At 47.7% G+C, this 16863-nt stretch carries 13 protein-coding genes; 9 read left to right on the top strand and 4 right to left on the bottom strand.

Going from position 1 to position 16863, the window contains the following annotated elements; all coding sequences use genetic code 11:
• Positions 1 to 16: 16 nt before the first annotated feature.
• Genes SBG41_RS04125 through SBG41_RS04115 form a run of 3 tightly spaced genes read left to right on the top strand, consistent with a single transcriptional unit; the run spans position 17 to position 3386 of the window.
• On the top strand, positions 17 to 1672 hold the full coding sequence (locus SBG41_RS04125) for an ATP-binding protein (protein WP_317896286.1): 1656 nt from the start codon (positions 17 to 19) through the stop codon (positions 1670 to 1672).
• A 16-nt stretch (positions 1673 to 1688) separates the two neighbouring features.
• Positions 1689 to 2786: a DNA double-strand break repair nuclease NurA gene (locus tag SBG41_RS04120; protein WP_317896285.1), complete on the top strand. Its 1098-nt coding sequence runs from the start codon at positions 1689 to 1691 to the stop codon at positions 2784 to 2786.
• A gap of 12 nt (positions 2787 to 2798) precedes the next feature.
• Positions 2799 to 3386 carry a CDP-alcohol phosphatidyltransferase family protein gene (locus SBG41_RS04115; protein ID WP_317896284.1) on the top strand — a complete coding sequence of 196 codons (588 nt, stop codon included), beginning with the start codon at positions 2799 to 2801 and terminating at the stop codon, positions 3384 to 3386.
• Between the two features lie 387 nt (positions 3387 to 3773).
• Here SBG41_RS04115 and SBG41_RS04110 read toward each other — a convergent pair whose 3' ends face one another.
• The gene (locus SBG41_RS04110) at positions 3774 to 4763 is read right to left on the bottom strand and encodes an ABC transporter ATP-binding protein (RefSeq protein ID WP_317896283.1); all 990 of its coding nucleotides are present in this window, start codon (positions 4761 to 4763) and stop codon (positions 3774 to 3776) included.
• Between the two features lie 116 nt (positions 4764 to 4879).
• Here SBG41_RS04110 and SBG41_RS04105 point away from each other — a divergent pair, with 116 nt between their 5' ends.
• The 4 genes from SBG41_RS04105 (at position 4880) to SBG41_RS04090 (ending at position 9990) form a co-directional block, all read left to right on the top strand.
• On the top strand, positions 4880 to 5926 hold the full coding sequence (locus SBG41_RS04105; RefSeq protein ID WP_317896282.1) for an MFS transporter: 1047 nt from the start codon (positions 4880 to 4882) through the stop codon (positions 5924 to 5926).
• A 143-nt stretch (positions 5927 to 6069) separates the two neighbouring features.
• Positions 6070 to 7155 (top strand): NAD(P)-dependent oxidoreductase, encoded by a 1086-nt coding sequence (locus tag SBG41_RS04100; protein WP_317896281.1) that lies wholly within the window; start codon positions 6070 to 6072, stop codon positions 7153 to 7155.
• Between the two features lie 142 nt (positions 7156 to 7297).
• Entirely contained in the window at positions 7298 to 8518 is a 1221-nt protein-coding gene (locus SBG41_RS04095) for an MFS transporter (protein WP_317896280.1), read from the top strand.
• Positions 8519 to 8646: 128 nt separating this feature from the next.
• Positions 8647 to 9990 (top strand): DNA double-strand break repair nuclease NurA, encoded by a 1344-nt coding sequence (locus SBG41_RS04090; RefSeq protein ID WP_317896279.1) that lies wholly within the window; start codon positions 8647 to 8649, stop codon positions 9988 to 9990.
• 9 nt (positions 9991 to 9999) lie between these two features.
• On the opposite strand, the gene SBG41_RS04085 is transcribed toward SBG41_RS04090, so the two are convergent.
• Together SBG41_RS04085 and SBG41_RS04080 are read right to left on the bottom strand one after the other, a co-directional pair.
• Complete coding sequence (locus SBG41_RS04085; RefSeq protein WP_317896278.1) at positions 10000 to 10512, bottom strand: hypothetical protein; 513 nt, start codon at positions 10510 to 10512, stop codon at positions 10000 to 10002.
• 28 nt (positions 10513 to 10540) lie between these two features.
• Positions 10541 to 12181, bottom strand: a complete 1641-nt coding sequence (locus SBG41_RS04080) for an AAA family ATPase (RefSeq protein WP_317896277.1) — start codon at positions 12179 to 12181, stop codon at positions 10541 to 10543.
• 183 nt (positions 12182 to 12364) lie between these two features.
• Between SBG41_RS04080 and SBG41_RS04075 the strand changes: the two genes are divergently transcribed.
• Positions 12365 to 14341: a GNAT family N-acetyltransferase gene (locus SBG41_RS04075; RefSeq protein WP_317896276.1), complete on the top strand. Its 1977-nt coding sequence runs from the start codon at positions 12365 to 12367 to the stop codon at positions 14339 to 14341.
• A gap of 4 nt (positions 14342 to 14345) precedes the next feature.
• Positions 14346 to 15584 (top strand): TIR domain-containing protein, encoded by a 1239-nt coding sequence (locus SBG41_RS04070; protein WP_317896275.1) that lies wholly within the window; start codon positions 14346 to 14348, stop codon positions 15582 to 15584.
• A 35-nt stretch (positions 15585 to 15619) separates the two neighbouring features.
• On the opposite strand, the gene xerA is transcribed toward SBG41_RS04070, so the two are convergent.
• Positions 15620 to 16849: a site-specific tyrosine recombinase/integron integrase gene (xerA, locus tag SBG41_RS04065; RefSeq protein WP_317896274.1), complete on the bottom strand. Its 1230-nt coding sequence runs from the start codon at positions 16847 to 16849 to the stop codon at positions 15620 to 15622.
• Positions 16850 to 16863 lie beyond the last annotated feature (14 nt).

Genomic DNA, 16863 nt, shown 5'->3' with positions numbered 1-16863 from the left:
CCTCGAGGACCAAGCCATGGCGATAATTGTAGGCGTAGTGCTTAGCGGCTCAACGAGTAGCGAGGCCCGCGTACAGCTGACGGAGAAGGGCGAGCAGATACTCCGAGAAGGTATGTTGGTCGTAATAGATGCTGAACGCGGCAGAGAACAGTTGCTTGCTAGGGTTGACGAGCTACGACCTGTTCACGAGTTCTACTCGGAGGGCGACATATGGTCTGAGGCGCGGCGTAGAGGCGTAAGGCCAGAGCTACTTGATAACATTGCCCGAAGATACATGCTTGCCTCGCTCACGATCCTCGGGAAGAAGGGGCCGAGAGGCCTTGAGGAGCCTTCACGCCCACCTCTACCAGGAGACTACGTGAGACTTCTTGAAGGAAAAGAAATTATGAATATGCTTGGGCTACAGCCTGGCGAGCCGGGCATAATTATCTTCGGAGAACTACTGGGCTACAGCAATGTTGGAGCACCGCTTGATGTGGAAAACATAACTATGCATATCGGTGTTTTTGGTGAAACCGGGAGTGGTAAGAGCTACGGAGTAGGCTACTTGCTCGAACTCTTATCATCTATAAGTGTCGGCGAGGGAGAAAGAGCCGCTCTGCCAGCCCTCATCATTGATGCCAACGGTGACTACCTGGACTACCACCAAGTATTCGTAAGAGGGGGCAGCGTCGGCGAATACAAGTTCGTGAAGAGACTAGTATATCCTCTTAGCCCTGCCCGCTACAAGCCCTACACAGTACCAATCACTATAACACTCGACGTCTTCACGGCGAGAGAGATAGCCGAGTTCATAGTTGCCTACAAATCCGGCGGAGTAGAGCTAAACGAACTCCAAGTAGCTGGGCTCGAAAGAGTATTACGTGAATTCGAAGGCGTTTATGGCTTTACCGAGCTCCTCGTTAACCGGGTCAACGAGGTATATGAGGAGCTAGCGGCTCTCAGCCGGGGCCGCGATGCGGTCATACATGCTCAGACTGCTAGGGCTATACATGCGGCTATCGAGAAGTTCCACAGAGACCTAGTAGAAAACTATGGAATAGTATCAACGAAGCCTAGCCTCGGCCCAGGCTTTGTCGATGAACTAGTAAGCGGTCCGGGTATGGCCATACTCGATTTCTCCGCAGAAGGTGCCCCAGGTGTTCCTCTCCCGGTCAGACAGCTCGTTGTAGCATACCTCCTTAGGTTGCTCTACAAGGCGTTCACAGACTACAAGGTCTCGGGGCGTGAGCGCTACCTCCTCTTGGTAATAGAGGAGGCACAGAACTATGCTCCAAACCCGAAGACGTACCCAGTATCGTGGAGCCTTGCGAGAGACTATCTAGCACTTATAGCGACACAGGGAAGGAAGTTTGGAATAAGCTTGCTACTAGTAAGTCAGCGCCCGGTGTTCGTTGACCCCGTTGTAGCCTCTATGATTAACACTTGGATAGTGTATAGGCTTCCAGTGGACGATGTGTCCTTCGTTTCAAGAGCTGCTGGGGGCCTCCCCAAGCCCTTAGAGAAGCGCCTTCCCAAGCTTCCACGCGGTGTTGCGCTCGTTCATGGACAGATGAATGTGTTGGGATTTCCTGTCCTTGTGAGGACGGGTAAGAGGAAAGTAGGTCACGTTATGGGGAGGACGAGGGTCGTCGAGACGCTGAGAAACCTTTACTCGAAGAAAAGGAGCTAGTGAGGGGTGACCGAGTATGAGTGAGCAACACGTAGCTGGCAGCGAGGACGAGTTATACCAGAAGCTAGTAGAAAAAGCTGTTAGCAGGCTTCGCCAAAGAATACAAGGATTTAGAAACGCCATACGTGACGCAGAGTCGCTGATTAGATCATTGAGGGAAAAGGGGCTGTTCATCGCGGTGCGCAAATACCGCGATGACCTACACGTCGCAGGACTTGACGGCTCGAGACAAGTTATTCGCAGCGGGCTCGGGCGCTACCTCGTACTCGCTGCCACGGCTCTAGTTGAACTACCAAGCGGTATGCGCTCCGAGAAAGTAAACATATCGTATCCAGGCGCGGACGCCTATGAGGTGCATGATCCCTCCGGGTTCCTCGTCGATAGTGTTGCAGAGGCGGGAATGCTCTTGCTGGAGACGCTTTCTCTGCGCGAGGCACTATCTAGGCGCATTCCAGTGCTAATGCTTGATGGCCCAATAATTGACCCGCCAACACTGCTCCCAGAGGAGGCTTGGACTAGGCTTGGCGAAGAAGCAAAGAGAATAGGCATAACAAGTAACCAGGATTTTCACGAACTGCGGTCAAAGTTGATAAGCGAGCTTGTCTACAACGGGGCAGCCGTAATAGGCATAGTTAAGCGGATTAGTGGAGAACATTTGCTCAGCTCGGTAATTCCTAAGGAGTACGAGGTATTGAGGGATCTAAGCGATGACGAAATACTTGTAATGCTCTCCAACATCATTAGTGGAACACATGTCTGTATAGGGCCCTTTACACCAGTCCTCACTAAGGAAATCATCAATAGGTACGAGGCGCGCGGTCTCCGAATAATCACGTACTACACTTTCTCGCGTGGCAGCGGGAGGCCTCTCAGAGTCGAGGTAGCCATTAGTGACGGCGAGGACCAGTTTGAAGCACTTGAAGACACTGCTCAAATAGTTCAAGGCTTAATAATGCCTGGGCACCATGTACCCTTAGCCGTGCAATTAGCCCATGAGAAGTCGCATATACCGCGAAGTGTCGCCACTCTTATCTATCGTGAGGCGCTTACACGGCTCGCAGCAGAGCCTGAACTCGCAAGCCTCGTAGCATTCTTCTCCGATGAGGCCCCATAGTGGGTGAAATGAATGCTTACAAGGCTGAGGAGCAAAGTATCTGGAATCCTAACAGTATTAGCAGGCAAGCTAGCAGTGCTTCCGGCAGACTTCTACACTGTAATAGGGCTAATCGGTGCCATTTTATTCCTCTTGTCTGTCAGCCTAGGCCCCCTTGTTGCTGCGGTGTTCCTCGCGCTAAGCGGAATACTAGACGCACTTGACGGTGCAGTGGCCCGTCTCCGAGGAGAAGCAGGCCCCAAGGGCGCCTTCCTAGATAGCATGCTTGACCGCATAGCGGATACCTTTTACGCTCTAGGCTTCTACATGCTAGGATATCCCGCTGAAGCAGTAATCCTATTCCTCTCTGCAGCCCTCATAACCAGCTATGCAAGAGCTAGATACGAGGCCCTCGTAGGCCAGAGCATGGAAGGAGTAGGGCTCCTAGAGCGAGCAGACCGGCTGGTCGCACAAATAATAGTGCTACTCGTACAAGCAGCCATAGGCGGACATGTTGCAGCTATCCTTTACTGGCTCCTTGTAGTACTAGCATGGATAACTGTTGCACAACGACTAGCTGTTGGCTACAAGGCTCTTCCGCGCAGGAAGCGAGACACTTAACTTAAGCTAGCCCCTAAATATAAAGAGTGGCCGACACCCGGGGCGAGACCGCCGAAGAATCCCGGGCGGCGCTGTGACCCCGGGACCGGCTGGAGGCCGCCAGCCCTTCACACTTTTCGATTTGTTTGCTAAATAAATGAACTTATATAGTTGCCGTGTTGTTAGTCCTCTTTGTCGTCTAACGCATTTTGCCACATAGTCTAGGATTGTAATAGATCTTAGCGTGGTTACATCTCGTACTGTGACATAAGCGTAGCGTGTTTTGCGTATCTTTTGTACTAAAAAAGTGCACGTCTAGAGAGGAGACCGGAATGCGAAGTCTTGCATCGCTATAGATGTGTAGGCCTAGTGCTTCTTTAATAATCATACTATGATTTCTACGTTAGCTTACTCAAATGGTTTCTCTTTTGCAGGCTTTCCTTCATGTAGCCAGCATGCTGCGTAGTGGCCTGGCCCTACCTCAAAGTACGGTGGTTGTTCTTTCCTGCACTTGTCCATTGCGTGTGGGCATCTTGGGTGGAATCTGCATCCTGGTGGCGGTGCTCGTAGATCCGGTGGCTGGCCAGGTATGTAGTTGAGCTTCATCCGTGGGGCCCTTAGCCTTGGTATCGCCTTAAGGAGTTCTTGTGTGTATGGGTGCTGCGGATGATTGTATACCTCTTCGCTCGGTCCATACTCTACTATCTTTCCTGCATACATTATTGCTACTTTGTCGGCTAGTTCGGCTATAACGCTTAGATCGTGGCTTATCAGTATTATGCTCATGTTGAGCTTGTTCTTGAGCTCTTTTAGCAGGTTCAGTATCTGTGCCTGGATTATCGTGTCTAGGGCGGTGGTGGGCTCGTCTGCTATAACTATTGGCGGCTCCAGTATCAACGCCATTGCTATGACTACGCGTTGCTTCTGGCCGCCGCTTAGCTCGTGTGGATACCTGTTTGCTATGTCCTCGCTTAGACCGACCATGTTGAGGGCTTCTACTGCTCTCTTGTATGCTTCCTCCTTGCTGTACCCTCTATGTATTATCAGTGGCTCAGCTATCTGTTCCCATACCTTGTATACCGGGTTGAGGGCGTTCATCGCTCCTTGGAATATCATGCTTATTTTCTGCCATCGTATCTTCTTCCTGACTTCTAGTTCGCTCATAGTGGTTATGTCTTCCCCGTCTATCAGTATGCGCCCCTTCACGATGCGGCCAGGGGGCGGAACGAGCCTCATGAGGGCCCATGCAAGCGTTGATTTTCCGCAGCCGCTCTCGCCAGCTATGCCGAGGACCTCTCCGCGTTCGAGCTTAAAGCTGACATCTTCTACGGCTCGTACAATTCCTCGAAGTGTATAGTAGTAAACGTGTAGTCCGTGAACCTCAAGTATGGCTGGCAAAGTCTAGGCACCACCCTTTTGCAGGCCCAAGGACGGCTTGCCACGGTTAGAGTATGCGTGGGAGGAATCTTTAAGGTTCCCGTAGCTATGCGGTTCAGTCTCCATGGGTCTTCCGGATGGGCTTGGCTCTCGATAAGAGGGTTCTCAGAATAGTTGTGATCTTCGGCGTTGTGAGCCTTCTCGCCGATATGAGCTATGAGGGGTTTCGCAGCATCCTAGCACCTCTTATCGAGAGGAGCTACGAGCTTGGAGCAGTGGTCGGGATAGGAGAGGTCATAGCCTGGGGTCTGCGCCCGCTTACAGGAGTCATAGCCGACATTACTGCAAGATATTGGCTACTAACAATTACAGGGTACGCGCTAGTACCTGTAGGCATACTTATCGCTGTGCAGGGGTGGCCCTGGCTAGCCATAGGCTACAGTATTGAGAGGTTCGGCAAAGCGCTGAGATCTCCTGCACGAGACTACCTACTTTCAAGCATAGCTGGTAAGCGACGTGGCCTCGTCTTTGGCATACATGAGCTCCTAGACCAGGTGGGTGCTGTACTCGGCCCCATGATGGCGGCGCTTGCTTTTATGGGCTACTATGGGCTATGGGTTCTCTCAGTCCCCGGTGCCTTTAGCGTAGTCGCGCTCCTCTATGCTATGGATCTCTATCCTAAAACAGCTATGACTCCCAAGCGCCATAGCATCTACGAGTCATTTAAGGGTGGATTGTGGCCAGCCCTTTACGTATTTTTGGCGGGAACCATGACCGCGAACCCTATAGCGATCCAAGAAGTGGCTAAGATAATACTATCGCCAAGCAAGGCAGTCCTCGCAATGCTTTACGCAGCAGCAATGCTCAGCGACGCAGCCGCAGCAATACCGCTTGGTGCACTGTATGATCGTGCACCCCGGGCTGCGGCGCTATTACCGCCCCTCTTTGGAATACTAGCAGGCCTCGCAGCACTAGCTATGGGGCACAGTGTTGTAGGCATAGTGCTAGCGTCGCTTCTTAGCGGCGTAGCGATCGCCGGCTACGAGACAGTCGCAAGAGCAATGGTCAAGGGCGGTGCTACTGGTTACGGAGTCTTCGGACTATCTTATGGAGCGGCGACAGCAGCATCTATAATCATCTATAGTCTTCTCGCAATAAAAATTGGCAGGATGATAGTTATTTAATACTGTACCCCCTTTTTAAGTCTTTCTCAGATAATGATTAGTATTCTTGACATAATGTATATATACAGCTACTATAACCTATCTTGTCTGTGGTGTGATATCTTGGTTAAACTTGCACAGTTTTTGCATACCGATTTCCTTGCTTGATAAATTATGCAAAAAGAAATCCAATTAAAGAGAAAAGTGCAATCATACTTATATATCATTTTTCAAAACGCTCTAAATATTTTCTAAAAGTATTATCTGAAAATAACTTAGTAATTGAGCGTATTATTCCAATACCTTATTCGGCTCAAAAAAGTGTTATTGATGAGCTTAGTAATGAATATAATGTCACCTTGGTTAGTTCCCTTGATGACATTCCTAGAGTAGCTCTTAAAGCTTTAGAGGACGCAGTTAAAAGATACGATAAGGTCGTACTCCTTGAAATAGGAGGATACTGTGCAGAATGCATTAATAAGTTTGCCTCCTCTAACCTTAAAGGTGTTGTTGAATGTACGGCTCAAGGTCATTGGCGTTACGGTCGAGAACAGCTAATGTTGCCTGTAATTTCTACTGCGAAAGCAATGCTAAATTTAGCTCATTATCCTGCAATAGCACTTGATGTTTTACAAGTGTTGAACCAAGTCCTTGGCGAGGTCTTCTATGATACATTGGCCGGGAAAATCGTTGGCATTCTTGGGTATGGTAACCTAGGTAAAGCCTGTGTGCGAGTTCTTCAAGGCTACCCTTGTAAAGTTCTAACTTATGACATTGAGCCTATACGAAGAATTGAAGCGTTTCTTGACGGATACTATGTAGATAAAGAGGAGCTACTTAAAAACGCTGATATAATTATTGGCGCCACTGGAAACTACAGTATAAGGGGTACCGAATTTCTAAAATTAAAGGACGGAGTTATCCTTGCAAGTGCGACATCTCGACAGGTTGAGTTTGATATAGATTCTCTAAATAGTATCACCAAAGAGAAAACAAATATCAATTCTTTAGTTACACTATATCGCTTAAATAATAATAAAAAGATATATCTGCTAAATGATGGATACCCGATTAACTTCAAGCACATGTATCTAGGTGCATTAGAAGACCTGCTCTTTACAATGCATTATGAGGCCGTCAGAATACTGCTCGAGAATGACTGGTCTCCTGGCCTTCACGAGCTTCCATATGATAGTATGAATAATATAGCTAAGACATGGTTGCGCTACTATGTAGAGAAAAATAAATAAGAAAATAAATTATGCACCACTATAGTTTTCGTTGTTATAATTTGTGACACCTACCTCCTTACTTTTTTGTGAACTTAAGAATTGTTATTATGTTTGGCATTGCTAAACGAGGATTCGGAACGATAAGTAATGGGGATATATCTTGCTGAGTCCTAGAAATATATGGAGATTCATTAAGAGACAGGAGCATGTTTTTAAAGTCAATATGATTAGGGCTGCTTTACAGAATTTTGCAGAGTCCCTGTTGTCCCAGTACCAATCCGTCTATATTTCTCTCCTAGGTGCAACGGCTTCGGAAATAGGGCTTATAGGCAGTTTAAGAGGTCTTACAACTACTCTTATAGCACCTTTAGTTGGCTGGCTAGTAGATAAGCATGGTCTAAGGACAACATTTAGCATTGCTACTTTTATAATGATCTGGGGCTCGTTATTCTTCGCCTTGGCTAGTAGCTGGGAAATGATTATTCCGGCTTTCTTTTTGTTTTATCTAGGCTTAAATATGGCAATAATAGCTTGTCCAGTTGTCTGTGGAAGCACATTAAGAGATGAGGAGAGGGCTACAGGGCGTGGTATATGTGACACACTTACTGCTACGCCTCGCTTAGTGGGTCCTTTGGTTGCTGCATACCTCATCTCATTGCTTGGAGGAATGAATGTAAGAGGAATTCGTCCACTTTATTATCTTCAAGCGCTCATTCTCTTAGTAAATCTTATACTGGTGTTAAAAACGTTTGATGAGCCTAGAATAAGAAAAGTTCTTCGGATAAGGATGGGCCTCGTTAGGTCTATCAAGATGGTGTTTGAAAAAGGAGTAGCAATGAAGAGATGGATTATATTCGATTCTCTCTCAAAGATACCTCACTATGTTGCATCAAGCATTTATGTACCATTATTTGCGGCCAAGGTCAAAGGCGCGGATCAGTATGTTTTAGGTATTATGGGTACTAGCTTAGTAGTAGCCCCACTTCTGCTCTCCATACCAATAGGAAGGTGGGCTGATAGAATTGGCAGAAAAAGGGTCATCTATTTCCTTGTAGCAGTCTATTGTGCCTCACTTATCATGCTAGTCTATGCACCTAATGCACAATTTCTTATAATATCAGCTATTTTGCAAGGATTTTCCGAGGTTCTTGCAGTAGTTCGAGGAGCTATGACAGCAGAACTTGTTCCACCCTACTTACTTGGAAGTACACATGGAGTTTTAGGCTTTTTTAGGGGACTGAATTCTCTTATAGTGCCTATTATAGCAGGTATTATCTGGGATGCTTTGGGGCCTGTTCATGTATTCACATTCATAATAGCTACGCAGATCTTGGGTGTATTGCTTTTATTAACAGTGCCTGAGACTTTGCATAGAAGTTAATAGCTTGTTGGAGCTAAGATATGTGTTTTTATCGGACACGACCTCCCTTTTGCATATTCTGGATATTCTATAGAGGAGTCTCTACCATAAGGTATTACCTTGGAAGATTCTTTTTGGGTGCAGGGGCTGTGCTGAAACATGTCGGCGATTGGTTCATTGATATATTTACAAGCGAGGCAGAGAAGCTAATTGACATACTAAAGGAGAGGCGAGAGTCCAGGATACTAATACGCGCCCCCAACTACTGGTGGCTACATGGTCTACCAGCCCGCAGCCCCAGTACCGTAACGGCGGCAGTAGATGGCGGTGGAGGCATACAGCCCCTAGCCTTTGGCTGGAGCGTCTACATTGCACGCGCATATGGTTACGTTGAAGGCGGCGAGCCCGAAAGGGGTCTTGAACTACGCATCTTCCCAGTAAGGGATACCCGCGTACTAGACGCTCTACGCTCTTGGCTCGAGCATCGCGTAGCGACAACCCTTGCCGCTAGACTCGGTGCTTCGGACACGATCCTGATGGACGGCAGCCTATGGGTTACAGTGAGTGCGGCATTTGCATCCCTGGCCAGGCTCGCCTCCGGAAACGTTGAGAGCATTGCTGGCGTATATACTGCCCTCTTTAGCGCCTACCTCTTAGCAGAAATAGTCAAGTTCGTCGAGACAGCTCAATCGCGTAGAATAGTTGTCGCATACGTGTCCAAGGATCACGGGTTTCGAGCCTACAAGGAGAAAGTACTCCTCGACTTTGTCGCTGAGAAGACCCCGGTTCTCGGCGACCTTGTCAATCGCGCCCTTGAATGGTACCCCTTAGCGCTGAGAGACCAGCTCATAGCAGCGCGTCGGCTAGTGCCAGCCGAGTATCGCCCAGTATTTGATGCAGCACTCGACCCTAGCTATAGAGACGCGCTCTTTCTCGCCGACGTTGTCGGGGGCAACGCGGTAGGCTATACGTGGATACTCAACATGCCTCCCAGCCGTAGGGTTGCAAAGATACTGCAAAAGGGGGGAATAAGGACACTTGTTGAGCGCGCCATTGCTAAGGCAGAGACGCTGCTAGGCGACGAGCCTGAGGTTGAAGAGCTGCGCTCAATAGGCTACCGGCTCATGAGCGAGCTGGACCGGCTTCCACGCATAAAGATGCTCTATGTGAAGCTGAGCCCCGAGGACTACCCGTTGCTGGTAGAGGTGCCGGGTAGTCCCGGCGACTACTATTCTCCCGGGCGCCTCCTAGAGGAGCCTGGCAACGATGCTGAGCACGTGGTGGCGTTGTTAAAGAGCCAGTACGCAGGCCCAAGCTACTACAATATCCCACTCATAGCTGCACACATAAACGCTACTTTCACAGGGTCGCAGCTAGACCAGTACATGGCGTTGCTTGAGCAATTAGCCAATGCACGTGGTGTGTCAATCCGATTTGCTAGACGTAGAGCTGTTTGGGGTATATTAAGTAGAGGGAGACATAAAGTCAAGTAGCCATTACCCTCAATTTTCATAATTTTTGTTAATTTTATTAATTAATTTTTTAAATTCATATACTTTTTCGAGGTTATTTTTATCGTCGGCTTCAAGTAATAATTTCTCGAGAAAACGTTTCTTATAATCTTTTCTATGAATGTTTTTGTAATATTCCTTTACTGAAAATAGGGGGCCAGCATCGCAAGGCTTATTTCTGCACCCATTTAGGCCTAAGGCAATGCATGCTAAAGCCTCCATGCAAGGATCAACAATTATTATATCAACGTTGTTTGAATGAAGTCCATGTTTATCACGAATTTGCGTCTCTTTCTCCGTTGGGTTTTCGAGCTCGGCATCTGCGACGATAATTATGTGTCTTCCATAGTCTTGATGTGCTGAAATTATTCTGCTGAACTTTGTGCTACAGATAGGTAAGTATTGTACATCAAAGCAACTTATTTGCCTTTTTATTAGCAATTTTCGTATAGCTTCTTTTGCATACCTATCTTCAACTACTATAATTACCTTTGGGCAGTTCAATGTAGGATCGCCATAAGTCTATGTGACCTTATGTTTCTAGTAGACTATAAAGAAGTGCCTCGCTTGGTGTGATGCCTAGTTTTTTCAGTTTTTCAATAAGTTTATCTGATTTTTCAATTCTTTTAGCAATTGTAGCATTGCCTTGCAGTTCAACAATAACTATTTCGTCAAGGCTCTTTGCGGCGTCAACTACTATCGGTGAATGAGTAGCTATAATTGTATTGGGTACGTTATTTCGGAGTTCTTCAAGTAGAAGTTCTTGTGCAGATGCATGTAAGCTGTTCTCAAACTCATCTATAGCTATAACACTTGCCCCGCTTAATATAGCAGCCATTATAGCCATTGTTTTCCAAGCACCTTCTGGTATTGCAGGTTGAGAAATATCGATATTATCTACTATTAGGCGAAAAGTTATCCGTCCGTCGGAAGTGGGTTCAAAGAACCCAGACACGGCAGTTCCGTGTAGAACATCTGCTAAGACAACTGCTATATCCTCCGGTAATCTACCTTTACCAAGGTTAAATAAAATAGAAAGAAGATTAGTACCATCTTCTCGAAGTCTGCTTGGAGGCTCTAGTATTTGAGGCGAACGGAGCGAGCTATAATCAAGTAGACGGAGGATAACGATATTATCAATAAATAAACCAACCATATAAATGGCTAAATCTAGTAGCTCTAGCATATAGTTAGTTATACTGAAAACGATACTATGTATAGTTAAATCAGTTATAATTTCTTCGATTATATCGTAGTACGTCTTATCTTTAAATAAAGTCTCCTTATGGCAGTAAGGAAGTAAATCGTGTACAATTTTTCTGATTTTTTCCCTCGTTGTTTTCTCGGCTTCAGTCTTTATATCATAAAAGAATTTATTAAATCTTGCAACAGTTTCATTTCGTGTATAGATTGACAAAATACTTTCTATGTTACTCTTCGCTTTAAACTTAGATTCCATGTAGTCTTTTAATAATTCATTTATTATTCTTTTTAATGTATCTTTTCTTCTTATCAACTCATCAAATATTTTCATATAACAATTCCATACAATGCCTTTGATCGATGTTGGGATATCCTTTTTTATAGATATCGAAATAACTATAGGCATCGAGGATAGAATAGGCTCAATAATCTCATCGAATGTTTTAATTGGTTTAGCTATGTTAAGTATTAGTTTCCCTTGTTTTGCCGTTAGGCAAGCAATGTTTTCGATACAGATTTCATCCATTAATACTTGAAAGTTACCTCCCGTCCCAGTTACATGAACGTCATATTTAATTCTATAGTTACGTATGATATTAATATGTCTTACTCTTATTTGTTTTAGACTATCTTTGTATGATTTTAAAACCTCCTTGTTGCATGCATTACAGTCAAGCGTAATTGACAATCTTATAGGTTTTGTTTCGTCGTGTTTCCATACTATATGATAATAGCCCCACCACCTCAAAAAAGGGTTAATAATTCGTCCTCGTATATAGTCAACAATGTCTCGCAAGAGTAAGAGCGATTCTATAATGGCTGTTTTGCCTGAACCATTAGGTCCTACGAGTATTGTGAGCTTGCTAGGCGTTTTAAGTTTCATATGTTGTAAGGACTTGAATCCCGATACTTCTAGTTCTAGAAGCTTGCAGCATTGAAACCCTTTGCTTGACATGTAGTCCTTACCCAAGAGATTATCCTACTGGGCGGAAAGAGTATAAATATGTCTGCAGCCTATTGTGTTAGAATTTATTTATAAAAAATAAAATTAAAAATAAAAGTATACTAATTTTTAGTATTATGTTGATCGATAGAGAAGTACGCTCTATACTTAGACCCCCTTCCTAGGAGCAGTCTTTAGGGGATCACAGACTTGGACGGGTTTGCTAGACCTATACCTCTTTTTAAATTCATATATGCTAAGCTTGTAGCTGCTAAAATCCCTAAAACGGGTGCCAGGTGGCAAGGAGGCCTCCTGGTAGAGGTTGAGGGGCGCCGTGTCCTTCTCCTCATGCCTGGAGCTATTGCGCGCTGGATACGGCCTGGAGAGACTCTTAAGATAGTCTTTCATGAAGAGCCTGAGAGGGTTGACGGGGTCTACGTTGCTCCAAGGGATACCTATGAGCTGTGGCGGCTTTGGAGCGAGGAGGGCCGCATCGATGAGGTAAAAGTATGGCCTCCTTGGAGAAAGGAGGCGAGGCTCTCAAGAGAAAGCGTTGTCGGCGAGAAGGTCTATGAGTACCATATTGTGGCGAGAGAGGCGGTCACGGAGGAGGACTATAAGGAGATTGTTGGTCTAGAGCAGTACCACTATGCTAGCAAGGAAGAGATTGTTGCAATCTGGAGATGCCCTATCTGCGGCCAATACATGGAGTCGAATGTTCAGCCCATTTGTCCAAAAGATGGCGTTCCCATGAAGCTCCAGGAGATTCGTGGAAGCTTGCCCTCCAGCCGCTTCCTGGTCCTAGAGCTGGCTACGCGAGAGCCATATGAGCCGAGGATAGTCGCCTATGTGAGAGTCGATACACCCATACCGCTGATGCATCGCAGAATAGTCGTTGACGGCGAGATACGCGTAGAGAGGATGATAAGGGAGAAAGTGTTCCCCAAGGACTGGTTTCACCCCACTTTCTGGCCCTTAGCAATATCGAGGAGAGCCGAGATAAGGAAGAGGTTCAAGGAGCTAGCAGACCTCTACGGCTCCAAGAGGATAGCAAGGGCCGTGGTTGGTGAGGAGATAGCCGAGGAGGCTCTTCGAAGAGCAAATACGGCAGCGGCTAGGATAGCTAGGGTGGTTGTTCATCCGGACTACCGCGGCGACGGCCTAGGCGTGTTGGCCGTAAAGATGGCCGTCGAATGGATTGCTGAGCGCAGGATACCCGAAATGAAGCGCAGGAAACACGTTGTAGAGACCATAGCTCAAATGGCTCGGTACAACCCGTTCTTCGAGAAAGCCGGGTTCTACTATATGTGGGACACTGCCAGCGGGAGACCAGTCCTAATGTATCCCTTGACGGAGGAGGCCAAGAAGATAATTGAGCGCTTCTTGCGCGAGGATCCCTACGCGCGGCAACATGGAGGCAGGCTCTTTAGGCCGAGGTACCGTATTGACGAGAAGCTCGGCGGAGCCATAGAACTTGTCAAGGTCACTAAGATCTATAGAAGCGAGCTTGACGTCTCCCGGATGCCTCCAGAGCTACAAGAGGTACTAAGAGCATTTGGGGCCGAGCGCCGCATAGTAGAGCGCTATGTGCTGAAGGACGTGAATATTAGGATAGAGCCTGGGGAAATAGTAGCAGTTGTGGGTGCGAGCGGTGCAGGAAAGACAACGTTCCTCAGAATGATAATAGGGGCTGCCCTTCGGCTCGAAGACGAGAAGTACTGGCCAAGCAGCGGAGAAGTAAGGGTACCGGGTAATGTTCGTCTAGCAGCACTATTGCCCGGAGAACTCGAGCCACGTTTCGGCTCAGAGACGCTGCTCGAGCACATTACCGCTAAGCTTGGTGACCCAGCCGCGGCGGTGGAAGTTCTCTCAGCCGTAGGCCTTAGCGACGCTATATTCTACAGAGCGCGTTTCGACGAGTTATCAACTGGGCAAAAAGAGAGGGCAAGACTGGCAAGCCTCTTAGCGGAGAAACCCAACCTCCTCATAATAGACGAGTTCACGGCCCATCTTGACAGGCTTACGGCTCAGAGAGTTGCGCGCAAGATAGGCTCTCTTGCAAAGAAGACAGGCATAACCTTGATAGTCTCGACTAATAGGCCGGAGATTCTCCGAGTCCTATCTCCTGACAAGATAGTGTTGGTAGGCTATGGTACTGCTACGGTCATTTCATCCCAGGAGGGATAGCACCATGGCTCTAAAGAGGCTCGTGATCATAAGCGGTGTATCGGGGCTCGATCTCAGCAAGGTCCTTGAGCTTGCACAGAGCCTTGGCGCTGCTACAGCAAAGTACGAGGATTATGTCGAGGACGAGTTTAAGGCGCCAATATACCATGTGTCAGAACTACTCCTAGTTAGGTATAGTACTGTCGTAGAGAAGTTCAATAAGGCATTCGAGAAAATGATGAAAGATCTTGAAGCCTCGGGGTCAGACGCAGCTGTTATTGCGGCCCACATGGCTTACTATAGGAGAAACAACGTAGTTGCCAGCCCTATTGTTGCCCACCTTGCGCAGCTAGCATCCAAGGGAGTAGAGGTATCCATAATAGACTATGTAGATGATTATTACCACATTTTGTACAGAGTTGCTAAGCGAGTAGCAAGCGGCGAGACGCCCGGCGTTGCTGGGTTCCAGGTACTGGATCCCCTAGGTGTCCTAAACTGGAGAAGCACTCACCACAGCATTGTACAGACACTGGTCTTGTTCGGCGCTAGCTTGTACCTTTACGCATCTAAGCATAGTCGTACGAGCCATGAGCGCCTCCTCTCAATGCTGTTGGGGCTTGAGCCTCCCAGCGGAGGCAAGTACATCTCAGCATACATCTCGCACCCAATAACGATTGTGCGCAAAAAAGCTCTGGAACAAGGGGAGTCCCTGGATCGCTTCAGGGATGCCCTCGAGATTGAGGAGTTTAAGGAAAAGCTTGAAGAGAGTTGCGAACACCTCGTCATCTTCTCCCCAACAACCATAGATGAGCTGATAACGAAGCCCAATAGCGATGAACTCGAGACCAGAATAGAGCGGTCAAACAGGTGGCCTCACACCGAGAACGGTCTCCACGAGTATCCGTACCCGGTTGATCTCCGCGACGAGTTCTTCGACAAGTACCTCTACCCGGTGCAACGGACAACGATGAATCCGGGATACTTGACGCAGCTAAAAGCGAGCATAGAGGCCAGTATAGAGAGACGAGACTTGGGCTATGTGTCTCAGGCAGACCTCATAATCGCCTACCGGCCTACAATGTACCTGGCTACACACATGGGCGTAGAAACAGAAATAAAGACAGCAATAGCGATGGGTAAGCCCGTTTACAGCGTCATGCCTCCAGATGAGAGAAACATAGCTTATCGACTGTTCCGGTTCGAATACCCACTCTATAGTACCGAAGAGCTATTAAACTTGTTGAAGTGTACTAAGGGCAAATAGTTAAGCATCATTCGCTCCTTTAGTGCTGTTTCTTGCTAACTTGTTTCGCTCTCAGCCTTCTTTCTAGGCATGGGCGCGTGGAGAGGTGGATGCTGAGGCAGAGCTGCTAGCGGGGCCATGCTGAACGTGTTTGGTGGAGCTTGCTGTGGTGGGGGCTCTGGCTGGGCTGCTTGTTGCCCAGTTTGTTGCGGAACCATATAGTTTGGCAGTGGCGCTGTTTGTACTTGCTCGCTGCTAGCCTGGTATGGCTGGCTTGGTGGCTGTGGGTACTGATGGTAGGTTGGGGGCGTAGGTGGCGCATAATAGGCTGGGTAATAGTTGGGTGGCGGCGGATATGGTTGGTACATGGGGGATGTTGCCCCGAAGGCACGCTGGTAAGCTTCTCTCACGTCATCGGTGACTAAGTGGAGATATATCTGTGTGACCTTTATGTCGCGGTGCCCTAGTAGCCTCTGGACTACGGGCAGCGGTACTCCTCTACGAAGAGCCTCAGTAGCAAAGGTGTGACGCAGCACGTGCGGCCTAACTTTTCTAGGGTCTATTCCAGCCCTCTTCGCGAGGGCTTTGAGCCTCTTGTAGAGACCGCTATAGCTTATTCCGAGCAGCTTGTCGTCCGGCTTGAGCCCAGGGTTCAGCTGGAGCCATATCCGTAGCGCTTGCTCCGTTAATGCACCGTAGAACACTATTCTCTCCTCGCCGTACTTTGCATTCCTTACGCGTATCTCGCGCCTAGCAAAATCTATGTCACGTAGCTTGAGCGATACAGCCTCCTGTGCTCGTAGCCCAGTCTCGAAGAGAAGCGCCACGATCAGCAAGTCAAGAGCATCGTTAACCGCATTGAGTAGTCGCTCAATCTCGGCGGGAGATAGTGCTTCAACACTGCGGCCTCTCGGCTTCTTAACCACCGGTACATGGACAGGGAGGCCCAGCCACTCGAAGAAGCCACGCAAGAATAACGTATAGTAGTGCATAGTTACTTGTCGCTCGCGCTGTTCTTTAAAGAACTCATCGTTAGGGCTACGAGGCCTCCTCACACCTTCTGATAGCCTGCGATAAATCCATGCCGCGACGTCAGCATCACTTACACTCTTGAGAGGCTTGTCACCTATGAAGGCGAGGAAATCGGCTATAGCCGATCTATATGCTTTAACGGTCTTAGGACTTGCGCCCCCCGCAGCAAGAGCCGCCAAGAACGCCTCAAGAACCTCCTCATTACTCCTTTCAAGGGTTCCTGGAGGTGGCGGTGGAAGCTCAAACCGAACCAATATCGATACCCCAC

Source organism: Pyrofollis japonicus, assembly GCF_033097485.1.
Lineage (GTDB): Archaea > Thermoproteota > Thermoprotei_A > Sulfolobales > Pyrodictiaceae > Pyrofollis > Pyrofollis japonicus.
Note: the sequence above shows the minus strand (reverse complement) of the source record. Positions and strands in the feature narration are given on the sequence as shown.